The organism is Halalkalibacter alkaliphilus, from assembly GCF_023555415.1.
GTDB lineage: Bacteria > Bacillota > Bacilli > Bacillales > Bacillaceae_D > Halalkalibacter > Halalkalibacter alkaliphilus.
The window spans coordinates 24,712-48,376 of record NZ_JAKRYL010000014.1 but is presented as its reverse complement, the minus strand read 5'-3'; the positions used below and the strand labels follow the sequence as shown (position 1 = coordinate 48,376).

The window sequence follows — 23,665 nt, the reverse complement described above, 5'->3', positions numbered from 1 at the left end:
ACCTCCAACAAAGTAAGCTATGAATATTAGTTACCTGCAAACGTCACTTCGTCACTGTTGCTATCTACAAAATCTGCATAAGCTTCTTTCATCTTCACTGCTTGACGTCCGAATATATATACATCATCCACCTTAGTCAATTTGACTACAGGTGTGTTAGCATGCGGCTTTTTCATCCCAACATGATTAAGCTCAACATCTTCTCCTTGTTCAACAATTACAGCAGGTCCTTGACGTGTCTCTACTTGTACTTGATGAAATTCAATTCCACGAACATGTTTGCAAAAAATCCCTTCCCCAGCCATGATTACTTCTTCTTTCACCATATCCGGTTCACCACCTACCTCGTTTGCATCAGTTGTCATTTCAACTTTCATATGTCGTATTGAAACATCTTCAATTGGCAATTCAGGTAGTCCGTAAATGAAACCGGCAGCAGCCAAACAATTTTTTGCCGTTACATTACTAATTTGAATATTTTTTACTCTTGGTGTTTTTTCTGTCACAGGGATTGCTTCAGCACAAGTCATTAGTGGATCATCCTCATCAATGCCATACCGATAAAAAGAATTAATAGCTAGTGGACAAAAGACATCTTGCATATATATGTTATTAACTAGAATGTTCTCAATGTAAGCACCTCTAGCCCTATTCGTTTTAATCCTAATGCCACGGTCTGTTCCGATAAATACACAGTTAGAAACCGTTACATTCCGTATTCCACCAGAGTTTTCACTTCCAAATACAACACCGCCATGACCGCGTGACATCGTACAGTTAGTTACAGTTACATTCTCTGTCGGTCTTCCTACTCTTCTACCATCTTCGTTAATTCCAGATTTCAAACATAAGCAGTCATCCCCAACATCAAAATGACAGTCAGACACACGAACATTGGAACAAGAATCAATATCAAAGCCATCACCATTTGGCGTATTAGAAGGATTTTTAAACGTTACCCCGCGTACGTTTACATGATCACAATAAACGAGATGTGTGTTCCAAAATGGTGAATTTTGCAACGTAATACCTTCAAGTGTTACACCATGGCAATTGTAGAGCTGCAACAATGGTGGTCGTAAAAATTGCGTGTTCCACTCAACTAAGTTTGTTTTCATGTGTAGCTTTTCTGCATTTAATGTTGCGAGCTTTTTCGTTACAGTTGTTTCATACGACTTTCCTTTTTTAATTAAATGATAAATGTCCCACCAAGCTGTTCCTTGCCCATCAAAACAACCTTCTCCTCTTATCGAAACATTTTCAAGACCACTCCCATAGATAAGTGGTGAAAATCCGTAACATTCATATCCAGACCACCTTGTTTCTACCGGATAATACGCATCAAATTCATTCCGAAATAATACGAGGGCACCTGCTTCTACAAATAAGGTCATATTGCTTCTTAGTACAATCGGTCCTGTAAGGTACGTTCCAGCTGGAATTCTGACTGTCCCTCCCCCATCTTCAGAGCAAGCCGCGATTGTTGCAGCAATTGCCTTCGTATTATCCGTGACACCATCACCTTTGGCGCCATATTCTGTAATGTCATATGCTCTCATGCAAACATAGCCTCCTTCACTAACGATTATTTCAATAAGTCTTCCCTCAGTGGAGTAAATGTATCTAACAAAGTCCCTGCCTCAAGTGCGGTTACACCATGAACAGCATTACTCGGTATATAAAGTGTTTCTCCCTCTTTCACTAACACTCTTTTCCCATCAACATGAAAATCAAATGTTCCTGCTAAAACATACGTAAATTGCTCATGTGGATGACTATGTTCAGCACCTACCCCTCCTTGTTCAAACTCTACTTCCATCATCATGATTTGTTTTCCTGGTTGATGAATCTTTCTCTTAATCTTCGCATCGACTACTTCCCACTCTCCAATTTTTGCCACCTGAAACGCCCCTTTCTATTGATCTTTTGCTAATAGAGGAATGATTAATTGAATAGCCATAACAAAGACTAGTATCCAAGGAATAGTTGCTGGGTTGATCTCTGTTGAAAAGATCATAAAGATCACAATCCCTAGTCCCCTGCCAATATTAATGATCGCTTCCCGCAACACAACTGATTCCACACGGAAGTTTTCTTTTAAAGGTATTTTATCTAGCCAAGTAAAATAGTACGCAGCATATGTGTTTCCTTGGAGTGGCTTAAAAATAGAACTAATTGCCATAAATAAAACAACGGTCCAAATAGAAATCTCCCAAATTAAGAAAGTAGCTGAGATAAGCATCCCTATTGCTGCAATAAATAAATACATTTTCGTAGATTCAATGTTTGCAAAACGAGAAATCGCATAACTAGCTGCAATCGACAAGCTTAAAAACAAAACATTCATGTACCCTACAAAACTCTCATCTGGAAAAATCGTAAAGAGTAAAATCGGTGGAATATACATCAGAATCCCTTGGGGGAATCCAATAATAAACCAGCCAAATAGAGCTTTTTGAAAGTTGGGCTTTTTCTTTATTAATAACTTTAAGTACTTCATGTAATACTCTTTATGGTGAGATTGCACCTTCTTAATTTGAAAGCTTCCAATCGTTGCAATGATAAACATTAAAAAGGCAATGGTAAAAACAATGATATAGCCGGTTAATTCTGTATACAAAGTAATAACAAATCCAGCAGCAGCCGGACCTACTAGATTAGCTAGCCCCATTAACATTTGGTTCCAACCAAGATATCGATGCCGATTTAAATTGTTCGATACTTCATGTGCTAATGTAAAGTAACTTAGCCAATAAGCGGCCTGAGAAATCCCTCTAACTAAAGCAAATAAGTAAAAGTACTGAACCATATTTTCTTGTGTGACAACGATACAGAGGTAAAAGAAAGCCGTTAAAAAAATCCCATAACGATAAATTACTAAATGTCCTTTTTGTTTGGCTATCTTACCAATAAGTATCGTCGCGATTGCTTGAGAGAGAATAGCTGTTAAATTAAACAGTCCATTAATCAGCAGGCTTTCGGTTAGTCGCCATAAATACAGATTAATAAAAATAAGTGATAACGAATTGCCAAACTGAAAAATCGTATGGTTTACAAGCGTAATTATAGCTTGCTCCGATAGCCGTTTTTCTTTAGGCATTTTTAGTAATTTCATTTTCTTGCAACACTTCTCTCATTTATAGAAGTTTATAAAATTCCTGATAACCTTTAATTGGTTGAGCTTTGAGTCCTGCTAGACTATAACATTTCAGTCGAATCAAAGTTGCTTGTGTACTTGCATTCATATCGCCTTCATACAAACCCTTTCCTAAACAAACAGCCTCAGGCATGTCCGGATAGTATTCTCCCTTTTTTACTTGGGCCACATTAGGAGCAGGTGGCGAATGCTCCATTTCCCTTGAAAATCCGCCATCTTCTCTCTTTAATTTACTAATATTGGCCGCTGTGATTTCCAGTATCTCGAGCAATTCGTGCCTTGGTATCGAGATATCCATATAGGAGAGCAAATCAATTGGGTTTCGGATATAACACATATCGACAGCTTCTTCTGTTTTTAAGCATGTAAGAATACTTTGATAGATTCGATCTGGATTCGGCATTGGAATTTGGAACTTACTGTAAAACGTATGAAGTTTAAATGTTCCAGAAATACGAACGTACAGACTTCCTTCGCCCCATAGTCCTGTTTTTGGATCTTGAATGGAAGCTAAATAATTTTCAGCTGCCTGTAAAAATGGTACTCGTTCCTCTTCCGTCATTTCTCCTAAATACACACATGATGTCGCCAGTAAGTCACAGCCTCTCCAACTATTGCTTAAGTCAATACTCCGCCATTTCTCTAGATAGTCTTCAGGTGATTTAACATAATCTGGTGCACTTTTTGCTTCTAGTGGTAACGAATACAGCGCGTTACCACCTAGTCTCTTTAACGAATTGATCGAATAATTTATCGCTCGATGAACCATGACTTCATCTTTTGCCATTGCTGGATGGTCATCGTAAAAAAATCCCGAATCTTCCTTTTGCTTCGACTGAAAAAAACGAATCATCTGCATCCGCATTGGTTGCGGCATGTCATCGATCAGATTATTCCGTATTAACATGTTTAACGCTTGTGCTGTTGATTCAATATCAGGACTAAAATAATGATCGTTTATAGAACTTCTTGCGTAATAAAATCCTCCTGTTGCGGGATCATACTGTCCTACAAGCCAATGAAAAAGCCCTTGATACTGATCATCCAACTTTTCTAAAACACTAGCAAAGTCCTTCGTATTTTGAATCATTCATTCACCTACTCTATGAATATATTTCTACTCTAACGTTTGCATGGTTATCCTTTCATTGAACCAATTAATGCGCCTTTAGCAAAATACTTTTGTAAGAATGGATAAACCATTAATACCGGAATAGTTGCTACTACGATAACAGCCATTTTAATTGTGATCTCTGGCGGTGGAATATCTGTAAATTCCGCTCCGTCATAATTAAGTCCACTTGCAAGTACAACAATTTGTCGTAATAGTACTTGAACTGGCCATTTCGACGAGTCACTTAAATATAAAATTGCGTGCATATATGTGTTCCAATATGTTACAGCATAGAACAATGAAATCGTGGCAATCGCAGGCATCGAACAAGGAATTACTATCCGGAATAAGATTCCAAAATCACTACACCCATCAATTTTCGCTGATTCTTCCAACCCATCCGGGAGATTTTGGAAGAAGCTCTTTAAGATAATCATGTTAAAGGCATTAATAGCAACTGGAACAACTAGTGCTGCAAGTGAGTTTAGTAAACCCGTTTGCTGTACTACTAAGAACGTTGGGATCATCCCACCATTAAATAGCATCGTAAATACGATAAAGAACATGATAAATCGTCTTCCTACTAAATCTTTACGTGAAAGACCATAAGCAGTTAATGTTGAGAGAAACATACTAAAGATTGTTCCTCCAACGGTTACTCCAATTGAAATCATCATTGCGCGCATCACTGTATCAGTAGAAAAGATGTAACGATATGCATCAAGACTCCAAACTGTTGGAATTAAAACGAACCTCTTCTCTGCTAATTCTGCACTTGTCGTAAATGATGCTGCTAAAACATGGATAAAAGGTAAAACACAAAGCAAAGCAATAATCGCAAGAAGTGTGATATTAGTAATGTTAAATAAGCGACTGCCTAATGACTTGTCTCCGACCATGATCGTTCCTCCTCAATGTCACATTAATGTGAATACGCGAAGTAATTTTCTTGCTTATTCCCCGCGTATTTTAGACATGCAGTGATTTTCTCACTACACTAAATATTAATAAACACCTTCCTCGCCAGCTCTCTTCGCTAGCCAGTTAGCAAACATTACAAGAATTAACCCGACGATACCCTTGAAAAATCCTACTGCCGTTGCATAACTAAATTGACCTTGTTTTAAACCCGCAGTATAGACATACGTATCAAAGATCTCCCCTACTTCACGATTTGAAGCATTTAATAATAAGTAAACGTGTTCAAAACCAAGCTCTAAAACATCACCAATTTTTAAGATTAATAGAACGACGATAACACTTCTAATTGCTGGAAGCGTGATATGCCAAGCTTGACGCAGGCGATTTGCCCCGTCCATTTTCGCCGCTTCATATAGTTGAGGATCTACTGCTGCTATGGCGGCTAAGAAAATAATTGTCCCCCAACCTGCTTCCCGCCAAATTACTTGAAGAATATACATTGGTCTGAACGTATCAGGATTCATTAGGAAATTAATTTTTTGAAAGCCCATCATTTCTAACAAACTATTAATAATACCACCGTCTAACGTCAACATAACAAAGCTGATAGAAACAATAACAACCCAAGACATAAAGTGCGGGATATAAATTAATGTTTGAACACTACGTTTAAACATTTGATTTCTGACTTCATTTAACATTAAAGCGATAATAATAGGTATTGGGAAAAACACAAGTATTTGTAATCCGAATAATGCCAACGTGTTCCTAAAGATCATCCAAAAATCTGGACTTGTAAACAATCGCTCAAAATGTTGAAACCCTACCCATTCACTTCCGCTAATCCCTAAATACGGTTTATAATCTTGGAAGGCAATAATCAATCCATACATTGGAATGTACTTGTAAATAAAGAAATATAAAATCCCCGGTGTAATCATTAAATAAATCCACTTATTCTTTTTGATCCGTTTCATTAACTCAGCCCGTTTGTCAGGCTTTGGTAATGGCGTTTTTGATTTTTCCAACGCTACATTATTCTCCATATTCAACTTCCTTTCTCACTTGTAAATTGTTTAATGTAACCGCTTTCTAATTTACATACTACATGGATACATATGATTACAGCTATAATCATCACGTTATAAATGACTGAAAACACTGGTTTTATAAGGTTTTTTATAAGAACCGGAGATTTTGATTATTCGTGAACAAAGACGAAAAATTGTCACTGAACTAAGTTTGTGGAAGCTCCTCTTTGCATATATCAAACCCTCTTACTACTGGATCTCTTATACTCATTTCTCTCTGTTTGTTACATACATCAAATCGTTTACTATTGTTTCTCGTGTACTTCTTTCTCTTCTATATACATTAATTCCAGCACTACTGAATCTCGTGTACATATTTCTCTTCTATATACCAAACACCTTATTAATAGATCAGGTGTACATATTTCTTCTTCAAAAACCATGTGTTAAAGCCCTTAAGCTAGAATGGATATACGAGCAAAAAAGAGGTTGTCACATAGGATCTTCCCCCTTGAGACAACCTCTTTTTTATGTTGTTAGTTTAATTCTTGGTAAGATGCATTGAACTCTTCAATAATTGCATCTCCACCTTGAGATCTCCAACTCTCAACTACAGCTTCAAAGCCAGCTTCGTCTGATTGGCCTAGAATATAACGAACTGTTGCATCATCAATCATTTGTTTCAGTCTATCACCATCACGAATATAGGTTGGTGAATCTAATGTAAGTGCTAGGTTATGGATAAGATAGTCATTGTTCTCTAATACCATTTGATCTGCTTTTTGTCTCACTTCATAGTCTGTGTAAATAGAGTAACGGCCACTCGTAGCTGGTTCTCCAACTTCCATTGTTAAATAAGGTCGAATTTCTCTGTCGATCTTTTGTTGATCATCCGTAATAGCTGCAGCTCTTCCATCTTTTACTTCGTAGTGCTCCCCTTCAATACCCCAGTACAAAATGTTTGCAATCTCAGGATTCATTAGTTGATCATAGAAACCTAAAATTTTAAGAAGCTTCTCTTCTGATTCAACAGACGATTTAGGGAACATCATTAATTCACCAAATCCAGGAATTGCCCAAACTCCAAATTCTCCATGAGGTCCTTCAACATAGTTTTGAACATCAAACTCTACATCTGGATTTAAAGCAACTGCATCATTGTTTAAACTTGTTACATCTTCCATAGAACCAACATAGACACCAGCTGTACCATTTGTTAATAGCGCTGTTTGATCTCCTTTACTTGTAACAGGGAAATCTTGGTTAATATAACCGTTTGAGTGCATTTCACGATAAAATTTTAACGATTCCATATATTCAGGGAACATAAATTCAGGAAGAAGCTCACCATCTTTTAATCCCCACTCATTTGGAGTGCCAAACCAAGAAGCAATTGTTTTAAATCCACCGTAGATTAAATCACTACGGTCAGCAAGACCAATTGTATCGTTTCTTCCCGTTCCGTTTGGATCATCTTCTGTAAATGCTCTAACCATTTCCATAAATTCTTCCGTTGTAGTTGGAGCTTCAAGTCCTAGATTATCAGCCCAATCTTTACGATAAATAATACCTTGACGAGATAATGGTCTACCTTGATAAACGCCATAAAGCTTCCCATCAACTGCTGAGTTAGCTAAAATATCTTCGTTTAAATTGCTTAAATATTCAAACTGATCTAGATAAGGACCAATTTCCCAAAACTGATCATTTCTAATCGCATCTTTAAACTGGTTCAATTGTGCAAAACTAACACGAACTGCATCAGGAAATGATCCTGTTGCAAATGCTGTGTTTAACCTTTCCTCATAACTGCTATCAGGAACCCATTGAATGTCTAACTTATAGTTTGTTTTTTCTTCAATTAATTCTTGAATTTTTGGAGCAGGTGTTTCTGGTGTGTGTAAGTTAGTCATAATAGAAAATTCGAAAGGCTCTTCTGTCTCAACTGCATCGGTTCCTTCTGCAGGAGCAGGTTCAGTACTAGAAGCGCTTTCATTTTTATTACAAGCAGAAAGGAGTACAAGAATGAAAGCAAACATACAACCTAAAATAAACAACTTATTAGACTTAAACATGTACAAACCCCCAATTTATTCTTCGTTATAATGATACCTGGTAATAATAGAAGCAGCCTACCTCTTTCAAAAGCGTCTTTAGTAAAACAACCCTTCTACTCATGATCTAGCTCAATTCTTTTTTCATCATTAAATGGTCTCGAATTCTTTCTGCCTATCATGAATCACCTCCATTACTCACTATATAACAACGTTGTAATCCATTGAACTGATATGAAGTTGTTACCATTGATACTAAGCGAAATGATAGGGGAAGTACATAATCAAAAGATCATTTTGTAAGCCCTTACACACCCTATTACCAAGGTTTTTGCCTATACCTGATATAATGATTATCTGTTTTAGAACAAAAAATGAAGACATCCTGCAAATGGGAGTATACAATCTTCTCTCACCATTATTAGTGATGTCTCCATATGTTCCTACGATGTTTTTTTATACTTTTCTCGATATTGCCCTGGTGTCATTTCTTCTTGTTTTTTAAATGATCGGATAAAATTCTGTGAGTTTTTGTAGCGTAAGTGATCAGCTATTTCCTTAACCGTCATATTCGTTTCAGTTAACCACTGTTTTGCTTTTTTAAATCGATACATGGCCAAATACTCACTAAATGTATAATTTGTTTCTTGTTTAAACACACTGCTCAAATAATTAGCATTATAATGGAGTTTTTCAGCGCATTCCTCTAATGTAATATCTGAGTCAAAATTGTGGTGAATAAGGTCAATAATTTTCTCCGATAAATTTTGGAACTGAGAATCACGGCGATCACTAAAAACTTTAATTAACGGTATGATTAGTCGCTCCTGGAACCATTGTTCAATTTCCTCTTTCATTTGTAACTTCAACAACTCTTCGTAAAGCGATGCGTGAAACACCTCAATTTGCTGAAAGCTCACTCCGCCTTCTTGTTTAAGCGTTAATAAATTATTTAATAGCCGCATCATCGATATTTGATACTCTCTAGGTGATTGCGTGTTTTTAAAGGCTTTTTCCATCCATATTTGCAGCTGTTCTAACGCTTTTTCCTTATCAGCTAACTTCACAGCGACAAGTAATTCTTCTTCCGTTCGCTTCGGATAGTCAAATATGACCGTATGTTTCCCAGAATTAATACTGCTAAAATGGATGATGACTCCTTTTCCGAGCTTCATCCGATGCTTTAATGCCTCCATGCCTTCTATATAACCTCTTTTAGCTTCTTTTAGTTCATCGAAAGGCAGGCTTATGCCAATACTAACGGAAACATTTAAGGCATTTTTAATTTTGCTTTGGATGGTTTCAGTTAACTCATATATTGTATCCTGAATGTTGTCTGGGGTTTGTTCAGAAAAACCGATAAGAGTGACTAACGTTTTATCAACCCAAACAGATTGTAATTGATCTTCTTTATTAATTGTATCTTCCACCATGCTTTTTACTGCAAATGCTACTTTTTCAACATTAGCTGATTCATAATTTGATCTATCTAGTGAATCAATGTGCAACGTAAACACAACCATGTTTTTCCACTGGTTAACTACTGAATGTAATTGGAAATACTCAAGCTTTTCTTCAATTTCAGTTGTCTTATAATTTCCAGTAAATAAGTTATGGATAAAGAGCGATTTCACTTGTTGTGTATGCTCTCTCAATTCAATTTCTAAATTGGATTTTGAAGAAAAGAGATCATTAATGTGTTCCTCGATAATCTCTAACTCATTTTTCTTTTTTCTATCTTGATCTGGCCAATTACCATCAATATAATTCACTAGTTTATTTACAGGTGAATATAGTTTCTTACTAATAATCCAAATATACAAACTACAAGTTATGACAATAAAGGTAATCATAAAAAAGGTAATCCAACCAATTTTCTTGCTTTCAGCAGTAAGCATATCAATTGAATTAAATGAGATATAGTTCCAATTATTAAAATCAGATTTGTGATATGTCACCGTATATGAATTATCCCTAGAGTCCGTATTAAATTGACCTGATTTTTCTGTAAAAGCATCTAGAGAGCTGACGTAACCAGCATCTACAAGTGATGTTCCGATCAATTCCTCATTGCGATGAACAATGATTCGGTAGTTCTCATCTGTTATAACCACTTCATCTGAAAGCCCATTGACATTAATCATATCAGCTAAACTACATGTAGGTATGTTCGTAAAAGCTAACCCAAATTTCTCACTGTATCTTGCTGGTAGCTTTTGCACTAAACTAATCGTATTCTCACAGCTTCCGTATGCCATTGGCTTTGAAAATTCTTGGTTGTTCAGTAATAACCATGTCGAATCATTTTCAGCATTTAAATAAGAAAGATAAGCCTCACGATCTTCGTAATCACTTAACCGTGACAATCCTGAGTTATTAACTATCCAATTCTGTTGAAAATTTAACAAGATTACTTCTTCTACTTTTGTGTCATAAGATCTAAGATTACTTAAATTTTGTCTTAACTCTCTGTAAATTGAAAAGTCTTCTGCAAATAAAGGTCTCCTAATTACATCATCCATAAGAGGTGATTCAATCGTATTTGTGACACTATGATGAATTGTCATTAATACTTGTTCAATATTGGAATGTACCTGTCTGATTATTTGAACCTTTTCATGATTAACTTTTTCTTGTATATGCTTTGAAGATTGAACATAGGAAAACACGCCGACGATCACTACGGGGATAATACTTATAATACTAGCAAATACAATTAATTTCGTAAGCAAACTTTGATTCTTCATTTGAATCCTCCCCTATAGTAGATAGCCGACCAACTAGTTTGTTAATTTCATCACTTCGGTTACTAGAACAACTCACTGAAAAGGCTTACACAAATAAAAACAAACAAAACTTGCATATTATTAAAAAAATCTACTCAGCTCATGTAACATAAAAGTCATACAATTGTAAAAAATCTAAAACAATATGTAAGTCATTATAACATAATAGGACAAACTTTGTTCATAAAAATTCAAGTTATGTTTATATAGCTAAAAAGCCTAATTCCTTAGCATAAACACACTAGGAAATTAGGCTCAGTCTCCTCATTTTACAGTTAAAACACTCTCTCTTATTTCTTCAAGTTCCTCTTTCGTCTCAACCATCTCATCTGGCTTTGTTGCTTCTAAAATTATTTCACAATGTGGCTTATATTCATGGAGTAATTTAAAATAGAGCGGATAATTTAGCTTTCCCTTTCCAGGCCTTACCGTCTTAATTTCTCCATTTTCGTCTATGATACGATCTTTAGCATGACAGGCCACGATACGTTCCCCTAATAATTCAAACGCTTCTTCTATTATTATGTCTTGCTCATGGAAATTTTCTTTTGTAAGCAAATTTCCAGGATCTAAAACAACTCCAATGTGACTAGATGGGAACTCATCTATTATACATTTCAACTGTCTAGCTGTACCTATTAAATGCTCATTCGCAGGCTCAATCCCAATGATTACTCCCCATTTTTCCGCTTCTTCAATTAATTCAGAGAGAGAGGCCTTTAATGCTTTCCAATCCTCGTCTGTCGCAGAACTATCTTGAATTTTCCCTACTTCACAAGCAACAATTGGAGCATGAAACAAAGAAGCATATTTAATGAGTTCCTTAAATCTTGCTACATTTTCTCTTCGTTTATCTTCATTTCTATCAAATAAATGAAGATAACATGCCAATACAGAAATAGAAACACCACGTTTTTGAAATTCATGATAAATATCTTTTACTAAACCAGGACTTAATGTTCCTGCTTTGCTAAAGTCATGATTGTTGATCGCTTTCCATAAAGCTAATTGAACATGGCCAAAACCATATGAAGCTACTTTTTCTGCAAGTTCATGGTAAGAGCCCTTTCCAACTAAATGAGCTAAAACACCAATGGACATCGTTACTCCCCCTGTTATTCAAATTTTGTCTCTTTACACTATGACTTGATTCTCGTCTACTTCCTCTCCTACTTGAACTAAGTCCTTTGCATTCGGTAATCCAAACACACACTTTACATTTTTGGTTTTCTCTCCTGATACTTCTACATACGTTTCTTCATGGCTTTTGCTTTGTAAATTAATAAGGTCAACATTTATACTGTTTGTTAATGTTAATAAAGGCCCTTTTTCAACATCCAACGATACGTTAGTTAATTGAATGCCTTCACATTCGGAACTAGTCATTCCATATTTTGATGTAATCGTGATATCTTCAAACGTAATGTTAGCCAGAGGCAATTCTGGAAGACCTTTTAGTACAATCGCATGTTTAGAGCCCATACATATAATGTTTTTCATTTCAATATTACGGAAAATTGGTGTTTCTATAGAAACTTCTTTCTCTTTTAAACTCTCTTCATCCCCTGCAAGTTCATAATACATATGAAAAACAATCGCTTCTCCGGATATATCGGTCATTCGAATGTTCTCTATTGAAATGTTTTCAACGATCCCTCCTCTCCCCCTCTTGCTTTTAAACCGTAATCCAACATCTGTTCCAAAAAAAGAACAGTCACTCACTGTTATATTTTTAACACCACCCGACATCTCACTTCCAATAACAAATCCACCATGACCACTATATACTTGGCACCCACGGATTATAATATCCTCACAGCGTTTGCCAAGTTCCCTTCCCGCCTCATCTTTCCCTGACTTAATACAAATGGCATCATCCCCAACATCAAACACACAATTTTCTACTAGCCCAAACTGGCATGATTCAACATCTAAACCATCCCCGTTTTGCGAATACCAAGGATTTCGTACTGTAACATTTTTTATCGTAATATGTTTACATACCCACGGATGAACACACCAAGCCGGTGAGTTTTGAAATGTCGGCCCGTCTATTAAAATCGTTTGACAGTTTCTTAAACTTACTAAGTTTGGGCGAAGAAAATCTCTTATTGGCTCATAATCTTCAACACTTTTAGAACCACTGTTCCGGAGATCCTGTATCACGCTAACCCCTTCTAAAGCTTGCTCGGTTGGCCACCATATCTCTCCTTCTTCATCAACAATTCCTCCCGATTCTAGCAGCTTTCTCCATTGAATTTCGGTCATTTTAAATTTCTTAACCGGCCTCCAAGCCCCACCAGATCCATCGATGACTCCTTTTCCCGTAATCGCAATATCATGTAAATACTCACCATCTATAGGAGATTGACACCTGATGGTTTCTTCTCCTTCAAAACTTGATAAGATAAGAGGATAAGAGTTGAAATCCTTCGTAAAAAGTAAGATTGCACCCGCTTCAATATGTAAGTTTAAGTGGTTAATGAACTGAATGGGGCCGGTTAACCACACACCAGGGGGAATGATGACTTTTCCGCCTCCCGCGTTTTTGCAAGCGTTAATGGTATTGGCAATTGCCTCTGTATTATCAAAAGTACCGTCACCAACTGCACCAAAATCCGTAATAAAAAATTGTCTATTTGGAATTTGTGGCAATGCAATATCAAGTTCATTTATTGTTGTCGACATAATGTCCCTCCTGCTTATTTCGTGTATTTAGCTAAAGGTAAATTGAGTTCAATGATCCCTTCCACTACAAGCTCAGCTATTTTTTTTGCTCCTACTTCAGAAAAATGAGTGTCATCTTGAACCCCATCTATGTAATTCACATGATTGCCTGGTTCAAGCCATAGAAAAAACTCTTTCGTTCGTTCGGGTCCTAGTTGTTCAAATAACTCTTTGCTTTTTTCAGTTAAATCAATCAAAGGAACTTCAAGTGTTTTCGCTAATTCTCTCATTGCTTCAGGGTAGATTCCGTGAGTTTCTTGGAGTTCACCTCTTTCATTAAACATTCTTCTTTGTACGGGTGTAATGAGTAACGGATAGGCATGATTTTTTTTTGCAACTTCAATATATAAAGATAAGTAAGATTTAAATGAAGTAGATGGCTCTGTATACCTTTCTTTATCTACCTTTGAGTCGTTATGACCAAACTGAATGAATAAATAGTCTCCTTCTGTAATTGTTCGGTCAATTATGTCTAATCGACCTTCATCAATAAAACTCTTTGAACTTCTTCCTGATGCTGCTTCATTTTGTACAACTATTTCTTCCTTCATAAAGCTTTGTAATACTTGTCCCCAACCGGCTCTTGGTGCTCTATTCTTCTCATAATTAGAAACGGTTGAATCTCCTGCTAAATATATCGTTACCATTGAAAAATATGACCTCCCATAGCAGGTATTTTTCTTGATTATAAAAGGAATCTTACAGTACGTACATAATCATTACATTAGGTTCTCAAACAACTTGTTAACGCTTACTTCGGTGCATAATCATTAGATCAGAATACAAAAAAAAACTGTTAAGGTGTCTCAACAGTTTTAAGGAATTGATTGATTTTTATTTTGTTCTATGTCCACTACAATATATCGCTCGTATTTTCTTCTGATTTATACCCTAACTCCCTTTTCGTATTTGCCATATCCCAAGGTTTACCAACGTTATCCGATACACCATAATACGTACCAGTAACATCTGATTTTATTGCAGCCTGAAACAAAGCAATGAGATCAGTATCTGTTAACAACGTATTCTTTAATCTATCATTCTTCTCAATATCCTCTTTTGTCACATCTTTTGGCACAGAACCAATTCGTATATTGATCACCGACATCCCTTTCTCCTTGGAAAATAAAGCTCCTACTTGCTCTGAAGCAAATTTTAAAACTCCATATAAACTTTTAGAGCATGGGTAGTCTTTCACTGTTATTTCTCTGCCTAAAATTGACTTACCTTCGTCCTCATAACAATCAGTTACATGATTGGTACTAGCAAAGATTACCTTTTGTATATCTTTTTGATTTGCTGTATATAAAATGTAATATGTAGACTTAAAAAAGATACTTGTCATCTTTTCAAAAGTATTCACATCTTCAAGAGCATGCTTTGTTTCTGTATTCAGTAAGTTAATAAGCACATCTGCTTTCGGTACTTTTTCCAAGAGTTCTTGTAAATTAGTAGCATCAGCTTGAATGAAATTAATTTCTGAATCAAAAGCATTCTGTTGATCAACAACCGTGATTTGATGGTGTTTTCGTAATCCTTTGACTAAATGCTTTCCAACAGTACCAGCACCACCTATAATGACGATATTTTTCATGTGTTTGTAGTCCCTTCACTATGAGTTCTACACATAACGTTCTACTTTTAACGAAAATTTATGTATCTAAATGTGAGGGAGTGTCCTCTTTTAAGTGACTACAATACATTTATTTTGCAATAAAAAAGCCCCACTCTCTGAACTCCAAGAGTTGGGACCTCCATATGTTATTTCATTTCAAAATAATGATCAGCATTGCGATAGCTTATATTTTGAATCATATTTCCTAACAACTTATAATCTCGTGGAGCTTCGCCTGTTTCTACCCATCCACCTACTAAATCACAAAGAACTCTTCTAAAGTATTCATGACGAGGATAAGAAAGGAAGCTTCTTGAATCTGTTAACATACCTACAAAACTACTTAATAATCCTAGATTTGCCAGATCCGTCATCTGCTTTAGCATCCCGTCTTTTTGATCATTAAACCACCAGCCAGATCCAAATTGAATCTTGCCATTTGCTTCACTCGATTGGAAGTTTCCAATAGCTGTTGCGATTACATAGTTATGAATAGGGTTTAAATTATAGATGATTGTTTTAGGTAATTCATTATCTCTATCTAACTCATTTAAGAATGAATTAAGCGGTCTTGCCAAATCGAAATCATGAATGGAATCAAATCCAGTATCTGGACCGAGCTTCGTAAACATTCTCTCATTATTGTTCCTGATCGCACCAATGTGTAATTGCATCGTCCAACCGAGGGAACGGTACAGCCTACCTAAAAACAAAAGGGTATATGTCTTATACTTTTTCTCTTCTACTGAATTAATAGACTCCCCTGCCCTAGCTTTAGTAAATATTTGAGATGCCTCTTCATAAGAAGCTGGCTCAAATGGCAATGTCTCAATGCCATGGTCAGAAAGGCGGCAGCCATGCTCATGGAAATAATGAGCTCTTTTCTCTATTGCTTTTAGTAGATTTTCAAACGTCGTAATCTCTATTTCTGAAACCTCTGCTAATCTAGTAACATACTCATTAAATTCAGGCCTTGTTAGTTCTACTGCTTTATCTGGTCTAAATGCCGGTAACACCTTTGTCTGAATCGCTACGTTTTGTTTAATAGTTTGATGATGCTCTAATGAATCAACCGGGTCATCTGTTGTACAAACAACCTTTACATTGAACTTTTCTAAAATTTTTTGAGTCGTTAATCCATTTTGTAGAATTTGATTACAATGGTTCCAGATGTCCTCACTAGTTTCCTCATTTAATAAAACATCAACATCAAAATAGCGTTTCAATTCCATATGAGTCCAGTGATAAAGCGGGTTTCCGATTGTTTGTGGAACAGCTTTTGCCCATGCTTGAAATTTTTCTTTATCATCAGCGTCTCCTGTTATAAAGCGCTCATCTATCCCAAGCGTTCGCATCGCTCTCCACTTATAATGGTCACCATGTAACCAAATCTCAGATAGGTTAGTATATGCACGATTTTCCGCAATTTCTTTTGGACTAATATGGCAATGATAATCGTAGATTGGCATTGCTTTTGCGTAATCGTGATAAAGAGTTTTTGCTGCTTCACTATTTAAGATAAAATCATCATGAATAAATGGTTTAGACATGAAATCCTCCTACTCAACTATATAACAACGTTGTTATTTTTCATTATTAAAAAATCATTTTAAATCTTCCATCTTTACAAAATCCATATCCTTAAACGTATAATTTTCACCAGCCATTGCCCAAATAAATGTATAGTTTTTTGTCCCAACACCTGAATGGATCGACCAAGGAGGAGAAATAACAGCATCTTCATTTTTCACAACGAGATGACGTGTTTCACTTGGTTCACCCATGAAATGAAAAACTCTTGATTCCTCATCCATATCAAAATACAAATATACTTCCATGCGGCGATCATGAACATGTGCAGGCATCGTGTTCCACATATTATTTGGTTCTAGCAAAGTCATTCCCATCATTAATTGACAGCTTTGCAATCCACCATCATGAATGTATTTATAAATGGTACGGTTATTTGATTCACTATCTGACCCTAACTTCGTTGGTTCAGCATCTGCAATCGGAAGAACTTTCGTTGGATACTCTTTGTGTGCCGTTGCTGATACTAAGTAAAAGCGTGCAGGATTAGTTTGGTCTTCGCTATGAAACGTCACTTCTTTTTTTCCTAAACCTACATAAAGACAATCACGTTTGTTTAATTCGAACTCTTCACCATCAACGATCACTTTTCCTTTTGGTCCAATATTTACAATACCAATTTCTCTTCTCTCAAGGAAGTAATCTGTTTTTAATGCATCTCCTGCATCTAATGTTAACGCTTGTGTTGTAGGAATAGCTCCACCAACGATCACTCTGTCATAATGTGAATAAACCATATTGATTTCTCCAGCTACAAAAAGAGATTCAATTAAAAACTCATTTCTTAATTGCTCCGTCGTATTTTGTTTAATTCCCACTGGACTTGTTGCATGTCTTATTTCCATTTTTCATCTTCCCCTTTCTAAATTAAGAACTCATCCATCCACCATCAACACATAATACATGTCCATTTACATAACTCGATGCTTCAGACGCTAAGAACACAACTGGTCCTTTCAAGTCTTCCGGCTTCCCCCACTCTCCTTTTGGTATTCGTGAAGTAATAAAAGCATTCCTTTCTTCATTTGCACGCAATGCCTCTGTATTGTCTGTTTCCATATACCCCGGAGCGATAGCGTTTACATTTACTCCCCTGCTTACCCACTCATTTGCTAGTGATTTGGTTAGTCCGGCTACCGCATGCTTACTAGCTGTGTAAGCTGGGACTCGTAAACCTCCTTGAAATGATAGCATTGATGCGATATTAATAATCTTTCCAGATCCATTTTCAAGCATATGATTGCCTACTTCTCTACAAAGCTGAAAAACAGAATTTAAGTTAACATTTATGACAGCATTCCAATCTTCATCTGAGAACTTCTCAGCATCAGAACGGCGAATGATCCCAGCATTATTTACTAGAATATCAATCTTGCCAGCTTCTATAACAGCATTTAATACTAATTGTTTAGCTGCATCTGGCTCAGACAAATCAGCTTTCAATTCATAAAATTTCCTACCTAGCTTTTCGATTTGTCTTCTAGTTTCACTCATATCACTTATTCCAGCACCAATTACGTCCGCTCCTGCTTCAGCAAGTCCGACAGCCATTCCTTGACCTAGCCCTCGGCTTGCACCTGTGACTAGTGCCACTTTGCCATGTAATGAGTAAAGATCTTTTGTCATTGCTGACCTCCTTTTACGTTCATTTACATTATAAATGTTCGTTTATGTTCGTTACAGTTCGAGTATAGCACCAGTTGGAGTTAGTGGCAATATATCTTTTGAAAAAAATTAACTTTTCATTTTGCTAATGATTATAGCAATCCCCTTACTTTGTAGTTTCGATTGTATTTCGTTATCTAATTTATCATCCGTAATAATAGAATCCACATCAGCTATTGTAGCAAATTGCATCAAACCTACTTTTTCAAACTTAGTTGAATCTGCAAGAAGAGTAACACGGTCAGCGCATTCAATTATCTTTCTCTTCCATTCGACATGGAAGCTGTTAAGTACAGTAAGTCCGTGTTCGATGGAGACGCCCGTTGCCCCAAAGAATAATTGGTTTACTCGTATTCGGTTTAATAAGTCGGTGGCTTGCCCCCCATATAAAGAAGATGAGGTTCCAATACGTGAACCACCTAACACCATTAGCTGAACTTTTTCTTTTCCTATCAATTCATGAGCAATTTTAATATCATTTGTGATTACACTTATAGGAAAATCACCTAATAACTTAGCCATTTGTAAGGTTGTGCTTCCCCCATCAAGTAATATCGTATCATTATTTTTTATCCCATTAATCGCCTCATAGGCGATTGCCATTTTACGTTCATTATTCGTTGACTGCCTTTCAGCAATCGGAAAGATTCTATCTTCTTTTTCCTCTAACAATACAGCTCCGCCATGGATTCTTCTAAGCAGCCCCTTTTTTTCAAGCGCTTCTAAATCTAGTCTTATTGTTTTTTCCGTAACACCTAAAAAGCTGCTTAGTTCTGAGACCTTAACTGCTTTGTTCTTATCTAGTTCATCAAGTATTTTTTCGTAACGTTCTACTGAAAGCATATCTTACCTCCTTTGTCCATCATGTCTCTTTTAATTATCGAACAAAAACGAACAATTGTAAACATGTAATTCTGTAAAAAAGAATGTACAAAAAGAAGACTGTCAACCTGTAAAGTTGGCAGTCTCCTTAAATAAAGTCAGCTATTTTGCTACTTTTTTTACAAGTGGTAAATCTAAACGAATTAAATCTTCATAACGCTCACGTCTAATCACTTCAAACGCCTCTCCGTCCTCAACAAACACAACAGCAGGACGAGGAATTCGGTTGTAATTATTAGCCATTGCATAACCATAAGCGCCTGTACAAAATACAGCTAAAATATCTTCATGGTTTGCTTTTGGCAAAGGTAAATCCCAAATTAACATGTCGCCACTTTCACAACATTTACCTGCAATGGAAAATGTTTCAGTCGCTTCTTCATTTGCTCGATTAGCTAGAACTCCTTCATACTCTGCCTGATACAATGCTGGACGAAGGTTATCACTCATTCCACCATCAACGGCAAGGTAATCCCGAACATTTGGAATATGTTTTTTAGAACCAATCGAATAGAGCGTCGTCCCCGCATCCCCAACAAGTGAACGACCTGGTTCAATCCAAATTTCTGGCATCGTAAGGTCAGCTTCTGTAGCTTTTTGCTTAACAACTTCAATCATCTTTGTCACATATTCACCGGCTGGAAGCGGAGTATCTCCTTCAATATAACGAATTCCAAAGCCACCGCCTAAATTTAAAACGGTTGGGATAAAGCCAAAGCGCTCTTTCCACTCAACTACTAGTTCAAACATTTTCTCAACGGCCATGACAAAGCCCGTTGTTTCAAAAATTTGAGAACCGATATGACTGTGCACACCCAACAGGTTCAACCACTCATCTTCAAACGCAGTTTGAACAGCTTCATGCACTTGACCACTTACGAGATCAAAGCCAAACTTTGAATCTTCTTGTCCTGTTGAAATGTAATCATGCGTATGAGCTTCGACCCCTGGTGTGATTCGAAGTAATATATTCATTTTGTAGTTCTTTTCTTTACTGATACGACTTAATTCAGCTAGTTCATAAAAATTATCAACTACGACACAACCAATTTGAGCTTCAACAGCCATTTCGAGCTCTTCTAAACTTTTGTTATTGCCGTGAAAATGTACACGCTCCATTGGAAAACCAGCTTCAATCGCTGTAAATAGTTCTCCTCCAGAAACGACATCCAAGCTTAATCCCAACTCATCAGCAAGCTGGAACATCGCCATACAGCTGAATGCTTTACTCGCATAAGCTACTTGGTATGGGACATTTTCCTTTTTAAATGCTTCTTGAAATTGCAAAGCGCGTTCACGAATAAGTGCAACATCATAAACGAATAATGGTGTTCCATATTGCTTTGCAAGTTCAACTGTATTAACACCGCCTATTACTAAATGGCCTTGTTCACTAATTTGACTCGTTCCGTGTGTATACATCCATGGTCTCTCCTTTTATCTATTTCAACAGAGTTGACTCACGCTGAAAATGGCAGCTTCCCCACCAACCCTTAGTCCTATAAAAAAACAGCTAATGCTACTACACTAGCTGCTTACATGACAATCATTCTCCACTACAGTTGCAGTGATATATATTACTTAAAAGTCATAAAAATTTAAAATGAATGTATATACTTTATCATAATAACGAGTTTTGATCAAGACTATCTATATACCCCCCTTAGGTAGGGGTCAGACCCCGCTTTATCTTACTAAAGCGGGGTCTGTGTATATTATTCTGATTTTTGCTTGATTGGGTCTTGTGGGTGAAGAAAAGTAGGTCGAAACCTCATCGATGGTACTGATGAGCGAACAAGTATGTGCCAAGCAGAGACTGGGTCAAATGGCAGGAATGGCCACAAATATGGTTTTGCAAATGTTTTAATTGATGCTAAGAATAGAACAAATATGGTCATCCCAATTATAAAGCCAGGTGCTTTAAAGGCGGCAACGGCAACAAGCAGGAACACTCGAATAGCACGTAAGGCAACCCCTAATTCATAACTTGGTGTTGCAAACATACCAATGGCACCTATCGCTACATACAAAATAACTTCTGGTGTGAAATAGCCAACCTCAATCGCGATTTCACCAATTAAAAGAGCTGCCACTAAACCAAGAGCTGTAGCTAATGGAGAAGGTGTATGAATGGCTGCCATCCTCAGTAGTTCAATTCCAAGTTCTGCAAATAGTATTTGCAAAAATACAGGAATGTTGGTCGTTTCATTTGGACCGATAAAATCTAAAGCTGGTGGCAATAGATCAGGATTCATCGTAAGCAACAGCCAAAATGGTAAAATAAGTAACGAAAACATAATCCCAATAAACCGTGTCCATCGTAGTGCTGTCCCTATAAATGGTGCTTGGCGATACTCTTCAGCATGTTGAACATGGTGAAAGAATGTTGTTGGTGTAATAATTACACTTGGTGACGTATCGACCATGATAAGTACATGCCCCTCAAGTAAATGATTCGCCGCAACATCAGGTCGCTCTGTATATCTAACGAGAGGAAATGGATTAAATCCTTGTTTCACAATATATTCTTCAACTACTTTATCTGACATTGTCAAACCATCAATGTTAATTGCTTTTAACTCTTTTTTTAGAATTTCAACCATTTTCGGATCCGCTACCCCATCAATATAGGAAATACATATATCCGTTTGTGATCGTTGACTGACTCGCATAATTTCATTTCTTAGTCGATCGTCTCGAATACGGCGACGAGTAAGAGCTGTATTAATAATAATGTTCTCCGTATATCCGTCACGAGACCCACGTACAACTCGCTCTGTATCAGGTTCTTCTGGTCCACGTGTTGGGTAACTTCTAACATCAATGACAATTGCCCGGTCTTCACCTTCCACTAAAATAAATACAAGACCGGAAAGCATTTGAGTCGTTGCATCTTCTAAGTTATCAACGAATTCCACTTGTACATGCGGTAAATGATTAATAATTGCTTGTAGAACATTCGTTGATTCACTTACTCTCTCTCGGGACTCTAACAGCATCAATTCCCTAAGCTGCTCAATAATGAACTGAATGTCACACAATCCATTAACAAAATACATTTGAATATGCTTATCAAGAATGGTTAATGTCCGCACCCCAACATCAAATGACGTACCAAAACCAAGTCTTTTTTTCAATTCCGCTTCATTTTCAACTATGTTTCGTGATATCGGGGTCTCTTTCTTCTCATGTGCTTGACTCATGATATCCGCTCCGTTCCAAAATGATTTCCACTGCTTGCTTTGTAATAGGGGCTCCTTTTTTTAACGAATCAAATCCGGCCATCTTCCCAATGTCCCCTACACCAACCACAACAGGAATATCTAATTCATCCAAAATATAAACCGTATCGCCATTTATTCTTCCTATTTCTAAATCTGGTATTCCTTCCTTATCTACTCCAAATTCTGTTAAATGACCATACCTATCTATACTGACATCTACATGAGTCCACTCACTAGAGTGGGTTGAAGAAGCTACGGCAATGGCTCCGAGTACTTCTATTTGTGGATGAGTTGCTACAAAGTGCATCGCCTTTTCTCCGACTCCCTCATCTCTCTGGCCACAATCATCAAACATAACAAGAACAGGATCATAAGGAGTTTTCATAATGAGAGAGACGATCTCTTCCCCGCTAATAGGGGTAGGATTCCCATATGAGTAACTTATACATCTCCCGCCTATTTCTTTAGCTACAAATTCAACAGCTTGCTTGGCGTGTTCATCTCCATCTGTAATCAGTATCACTTTTCGTCTCTCCATTATTTGATCACCCCTTTGGTTTAAAGAAGATTGCTACTAAAAAACTGAACAAAATCGTTGAGGAAATTCCGACTGATGTAACCTCAAAAACACCCATCCCAATTCCAAAAAATCCATAGCGATCCCCTTCTGACATCGCTCCATGAACAAGAGCATGTCCAAAGCTAGTAATAGGAACCGTTGCACCAGCTCCAGCAAAGTCAATCAATCGATCATATAAATGAAATCCATCAAGCAAAGCTCCCGCTACTACTAGCGTGCTTAATGTATGAGTCGGGGACAACTTGCCAATATCCATCAGCATCTGTCCAAGAAAACAAATAAACCCTCCTACGACAAAGGCTGCAAGATACTCAAACAT

Annotated in this window: 20 protein-coding genes; all 20 read right to left on the bottom strand. The window is 36.8% G+C overall.

The features are described 5' to 3' along the window. Positions 1-26 precede the first annotated feature (26 nt). Positions 27-1,559 (bottom strand): glycoside hydrolase family 28 protein, encoded by a 1,533-nt coding sequence (locus MF646_RS14035; protein WP_250097136.1) that lies wholly within the window; start codon positions 1,557-1,559, stop codon positions 27-29. A gap of 26 nt (positions 1,560-1,585) precedes the next feature. After that, entirely contained in the window at positions 1,586-1,900 is a 315-nt protein-coding gene (locus tag MF646_RS14030; RefSeq protein WP_250097135.1) for a cupin domain-containing protein, read from the bottom strand. Between the two features lie 15 nt (positions 1,901-1,915). Next, the gene (locus MF646_RS14025) at positions 1,916-3,115 is read right to left on the bottom strand and encodes an MFS transporter (RefSeq protein WP_250097134.1); all 1,200 of its coding nucleotides are present in this window, start codon (positions 3,113-3,115) and stop codon (positions 1,916-1,918) included. A 22-nt stretch (positions 3,116-3,137) separates the two neighbouring features. Continuing rightward, on the bottom strand, positions 3,138-4,247 hold the full coding sequence (locus tag MF646_RS14020; RefSeq protein WP_250097133.1) for a prenyltransferase/squalene oxidase repeat-containing protein: 1,110 nt from the start codon (positions 4,245-4,247) through the stop codon (positions 3,138-3,140). Positions 4,248-4,294: 47 nt separating this feature from the next. After that, the gene (locus MF646_RS14015; protein ID WP_250097132.1) at positions 4,295-5,170 is read right to left on the bottom strand and encodes a carbohydrate ABC transporter permease; all 876 of its coding nucleotides are present in this window, start codon (positions 5,168-5,170) and stop codon (positions 4,295-4,297) included. Positions 5,171-5,275: 105 nt separating this feature from the next. After that, entirely contained in the window at positions 5,276-6,169 is an 894-nt protein-coding gene (locus tag MF646_RS14010; protein ID WP_420842511.1) for an ABC transporter permease, read from the bottom strand. A gap of 590 nt (positions 6,170-6,759) precedes the next feature. Next, the gene (locus MF646_RS14005; RefSeq protein ID WP_250097130.1) at positions 6,760-8,298 is read right to left on the bottom strand and encodes an extracellular solute-binding protein; all 1,539 of its coding nucleotides are present in this window, start codon (positions 8,296-8,298) and stop codon (positions 6,760-6,762) included. 422 nt (positions 8,299-8,720) lie between these two features. Then, entirely contained in the window at positions 8,721-11,024 is a 2,304-nt protein-coding gene (locus tag MF646_RS14000) for an AraC family transcriptional regulator (protein ID WP_250097129.1), read from the bottom strand. A 303-nt stretch (positions 11,025-11,327) separates the two neighbouring features. Further along, a complete protein-coding gene (locus MF646_RS13995) occupies positions 11,328-12,164 on the bottom strand; it encodes a sugar phosphate isomerase/epimerase family protein (protein WP_250097128.1) in 837 nt (278 codons plus the stop codon). 33 nt (positions 12,165-12,197) lie between these two features. Further along, the gene (locus MF646_RS13990; RefSeq protein WP_250097127.1) at positions 12,198-13,751 is read right to left on the bottom strand and encodes a glycoside hydrolase family 28 protein; all 1,554 of its coding nucleotides are present in this window, start codon (positions 13,749-13,751) and stop codon (positions 12,198-12,200) included. A gap of 14 nt (positions 13,752-13,765) precedes the next feature. Beyond that, positions 13,766-14,437 (bottom strand): rhamnogalacturonan acetylesterase, encoded by a 672-nt coding sequence (locus tag MF646_RS13985; RefSeq protein ID WP_250097126.1) that lies wholly within the window; start codon positions 14,435-14,437, stop codon positions 13,766-13,768. A 206-nt stretch (positions 14,438-14,643) separates the two neighbouring features. Then, complete coding sequence (locus MF646_RS13980) at positions 14,644-15,384, bottom strand: NAD-dependent epimerase/dehydratase family protein (protein ID WP_250097125.1); 741 nt, start codon at positions 15,382-15,384, stop codon at positions 14,644-14,646. Positions 15,385-15,551: 167 nt separating this feature from the next. Continuing rightward, positions 15,552-16,955, bottom strand: coding sequence for a glucuronate isomerase (gene uxaC, locus MF646_RS13975; protein ID WP_250097124.1), 1,404 nt, complete (start codon positions 16,953-16,955; stop codon positions 15,552-15,554). Between the two features lie 54 nt (positions 16,956-17,009). Then, a complete protein-coding gene (gene kduI / locus MF646_RS13970; protein WP_250097123.1) occupies positions 17,010-17,840 on the bottom strand; it encodes a 5-dehydro-4-deoxy-D-glucuronate isomerase in 831 nt (276 codons plus the stop codon). Between the two features lie 22 nt (positions 17,841-17,862). Beyond that, complete coding sequence (kduD, locus tag MF646_RS13965) at positions 17,863-18,621, bottom strand: 2-dehydro-3-deoxy-D-gluconate 5-dehydrogenase KduD (protein WP_250097122.1); 759 nt, start codon at positions 18,619-18,621, stop codon at positions 17,863-17,865. Between the two features lie 108 nt (positions 18,622-18,729). Continuing rightward, a complete protein-coding gene (locus MF646_RS13960) occupies positions 18,730-19,503 on the bottom strand; it encodes a DeoR/GlpR family DNA-binding transcription regulator (protein ID WP_250097121.1) in 774 nt (257 codons plus the stop codon). A gap of 141 nt (positions 19,504-19,644) precedes the next feature. Next, positions 19,645-20,964 (bottom strand): diaminopimelate decarboxylase, encoded by a 1,320-nt coding sequence (lysA, locus tag MF646_RS13955; RefSeq protein ID WP_250097120.1) that lies wholly within the window; start codon positions 20,962-20,964, stop codon positions 19,645-19,647. 293 nt (positions 20,965-21,257) lie between these two features. Further along, positions 21,258-22,745: a spore germination protein gene (locus MF646_RS13950; RefSeq protein WP_250097119.1), complete on the bottom strand. Its 1,488-nt coding sequence runs from the start codon at positions 22,743-22,745 to the stop codon at positions 21,258-21,260. After that, on the bottom strand, positions 22,729-23,304 hold the full coding sequence (gene spoVAEA, locus MF646_RS13945) for a stage V sporulation protein SpoVABEA (protein WP_275980317.1): 576 nt from the start codon (positions 23,302-23,304) through the stop codon (positions 22,729-22,731). Before spoVAEA ends, MF646_RS13950 begins: the two co-directional genes overlap by 17 nt. A gap of 7 nt (positions 23,305-23,311) precedes the next feature. After that, a complete protein-coding gene (spoVAE, locus tag MF646_RS13940; RefSeq protein ID WP_250097118.1) occupies positions 23,312-23,665 on the bottom strand; it encodes a stage V sporulation protein AE in 354 nt (117 codons plus the stop codon).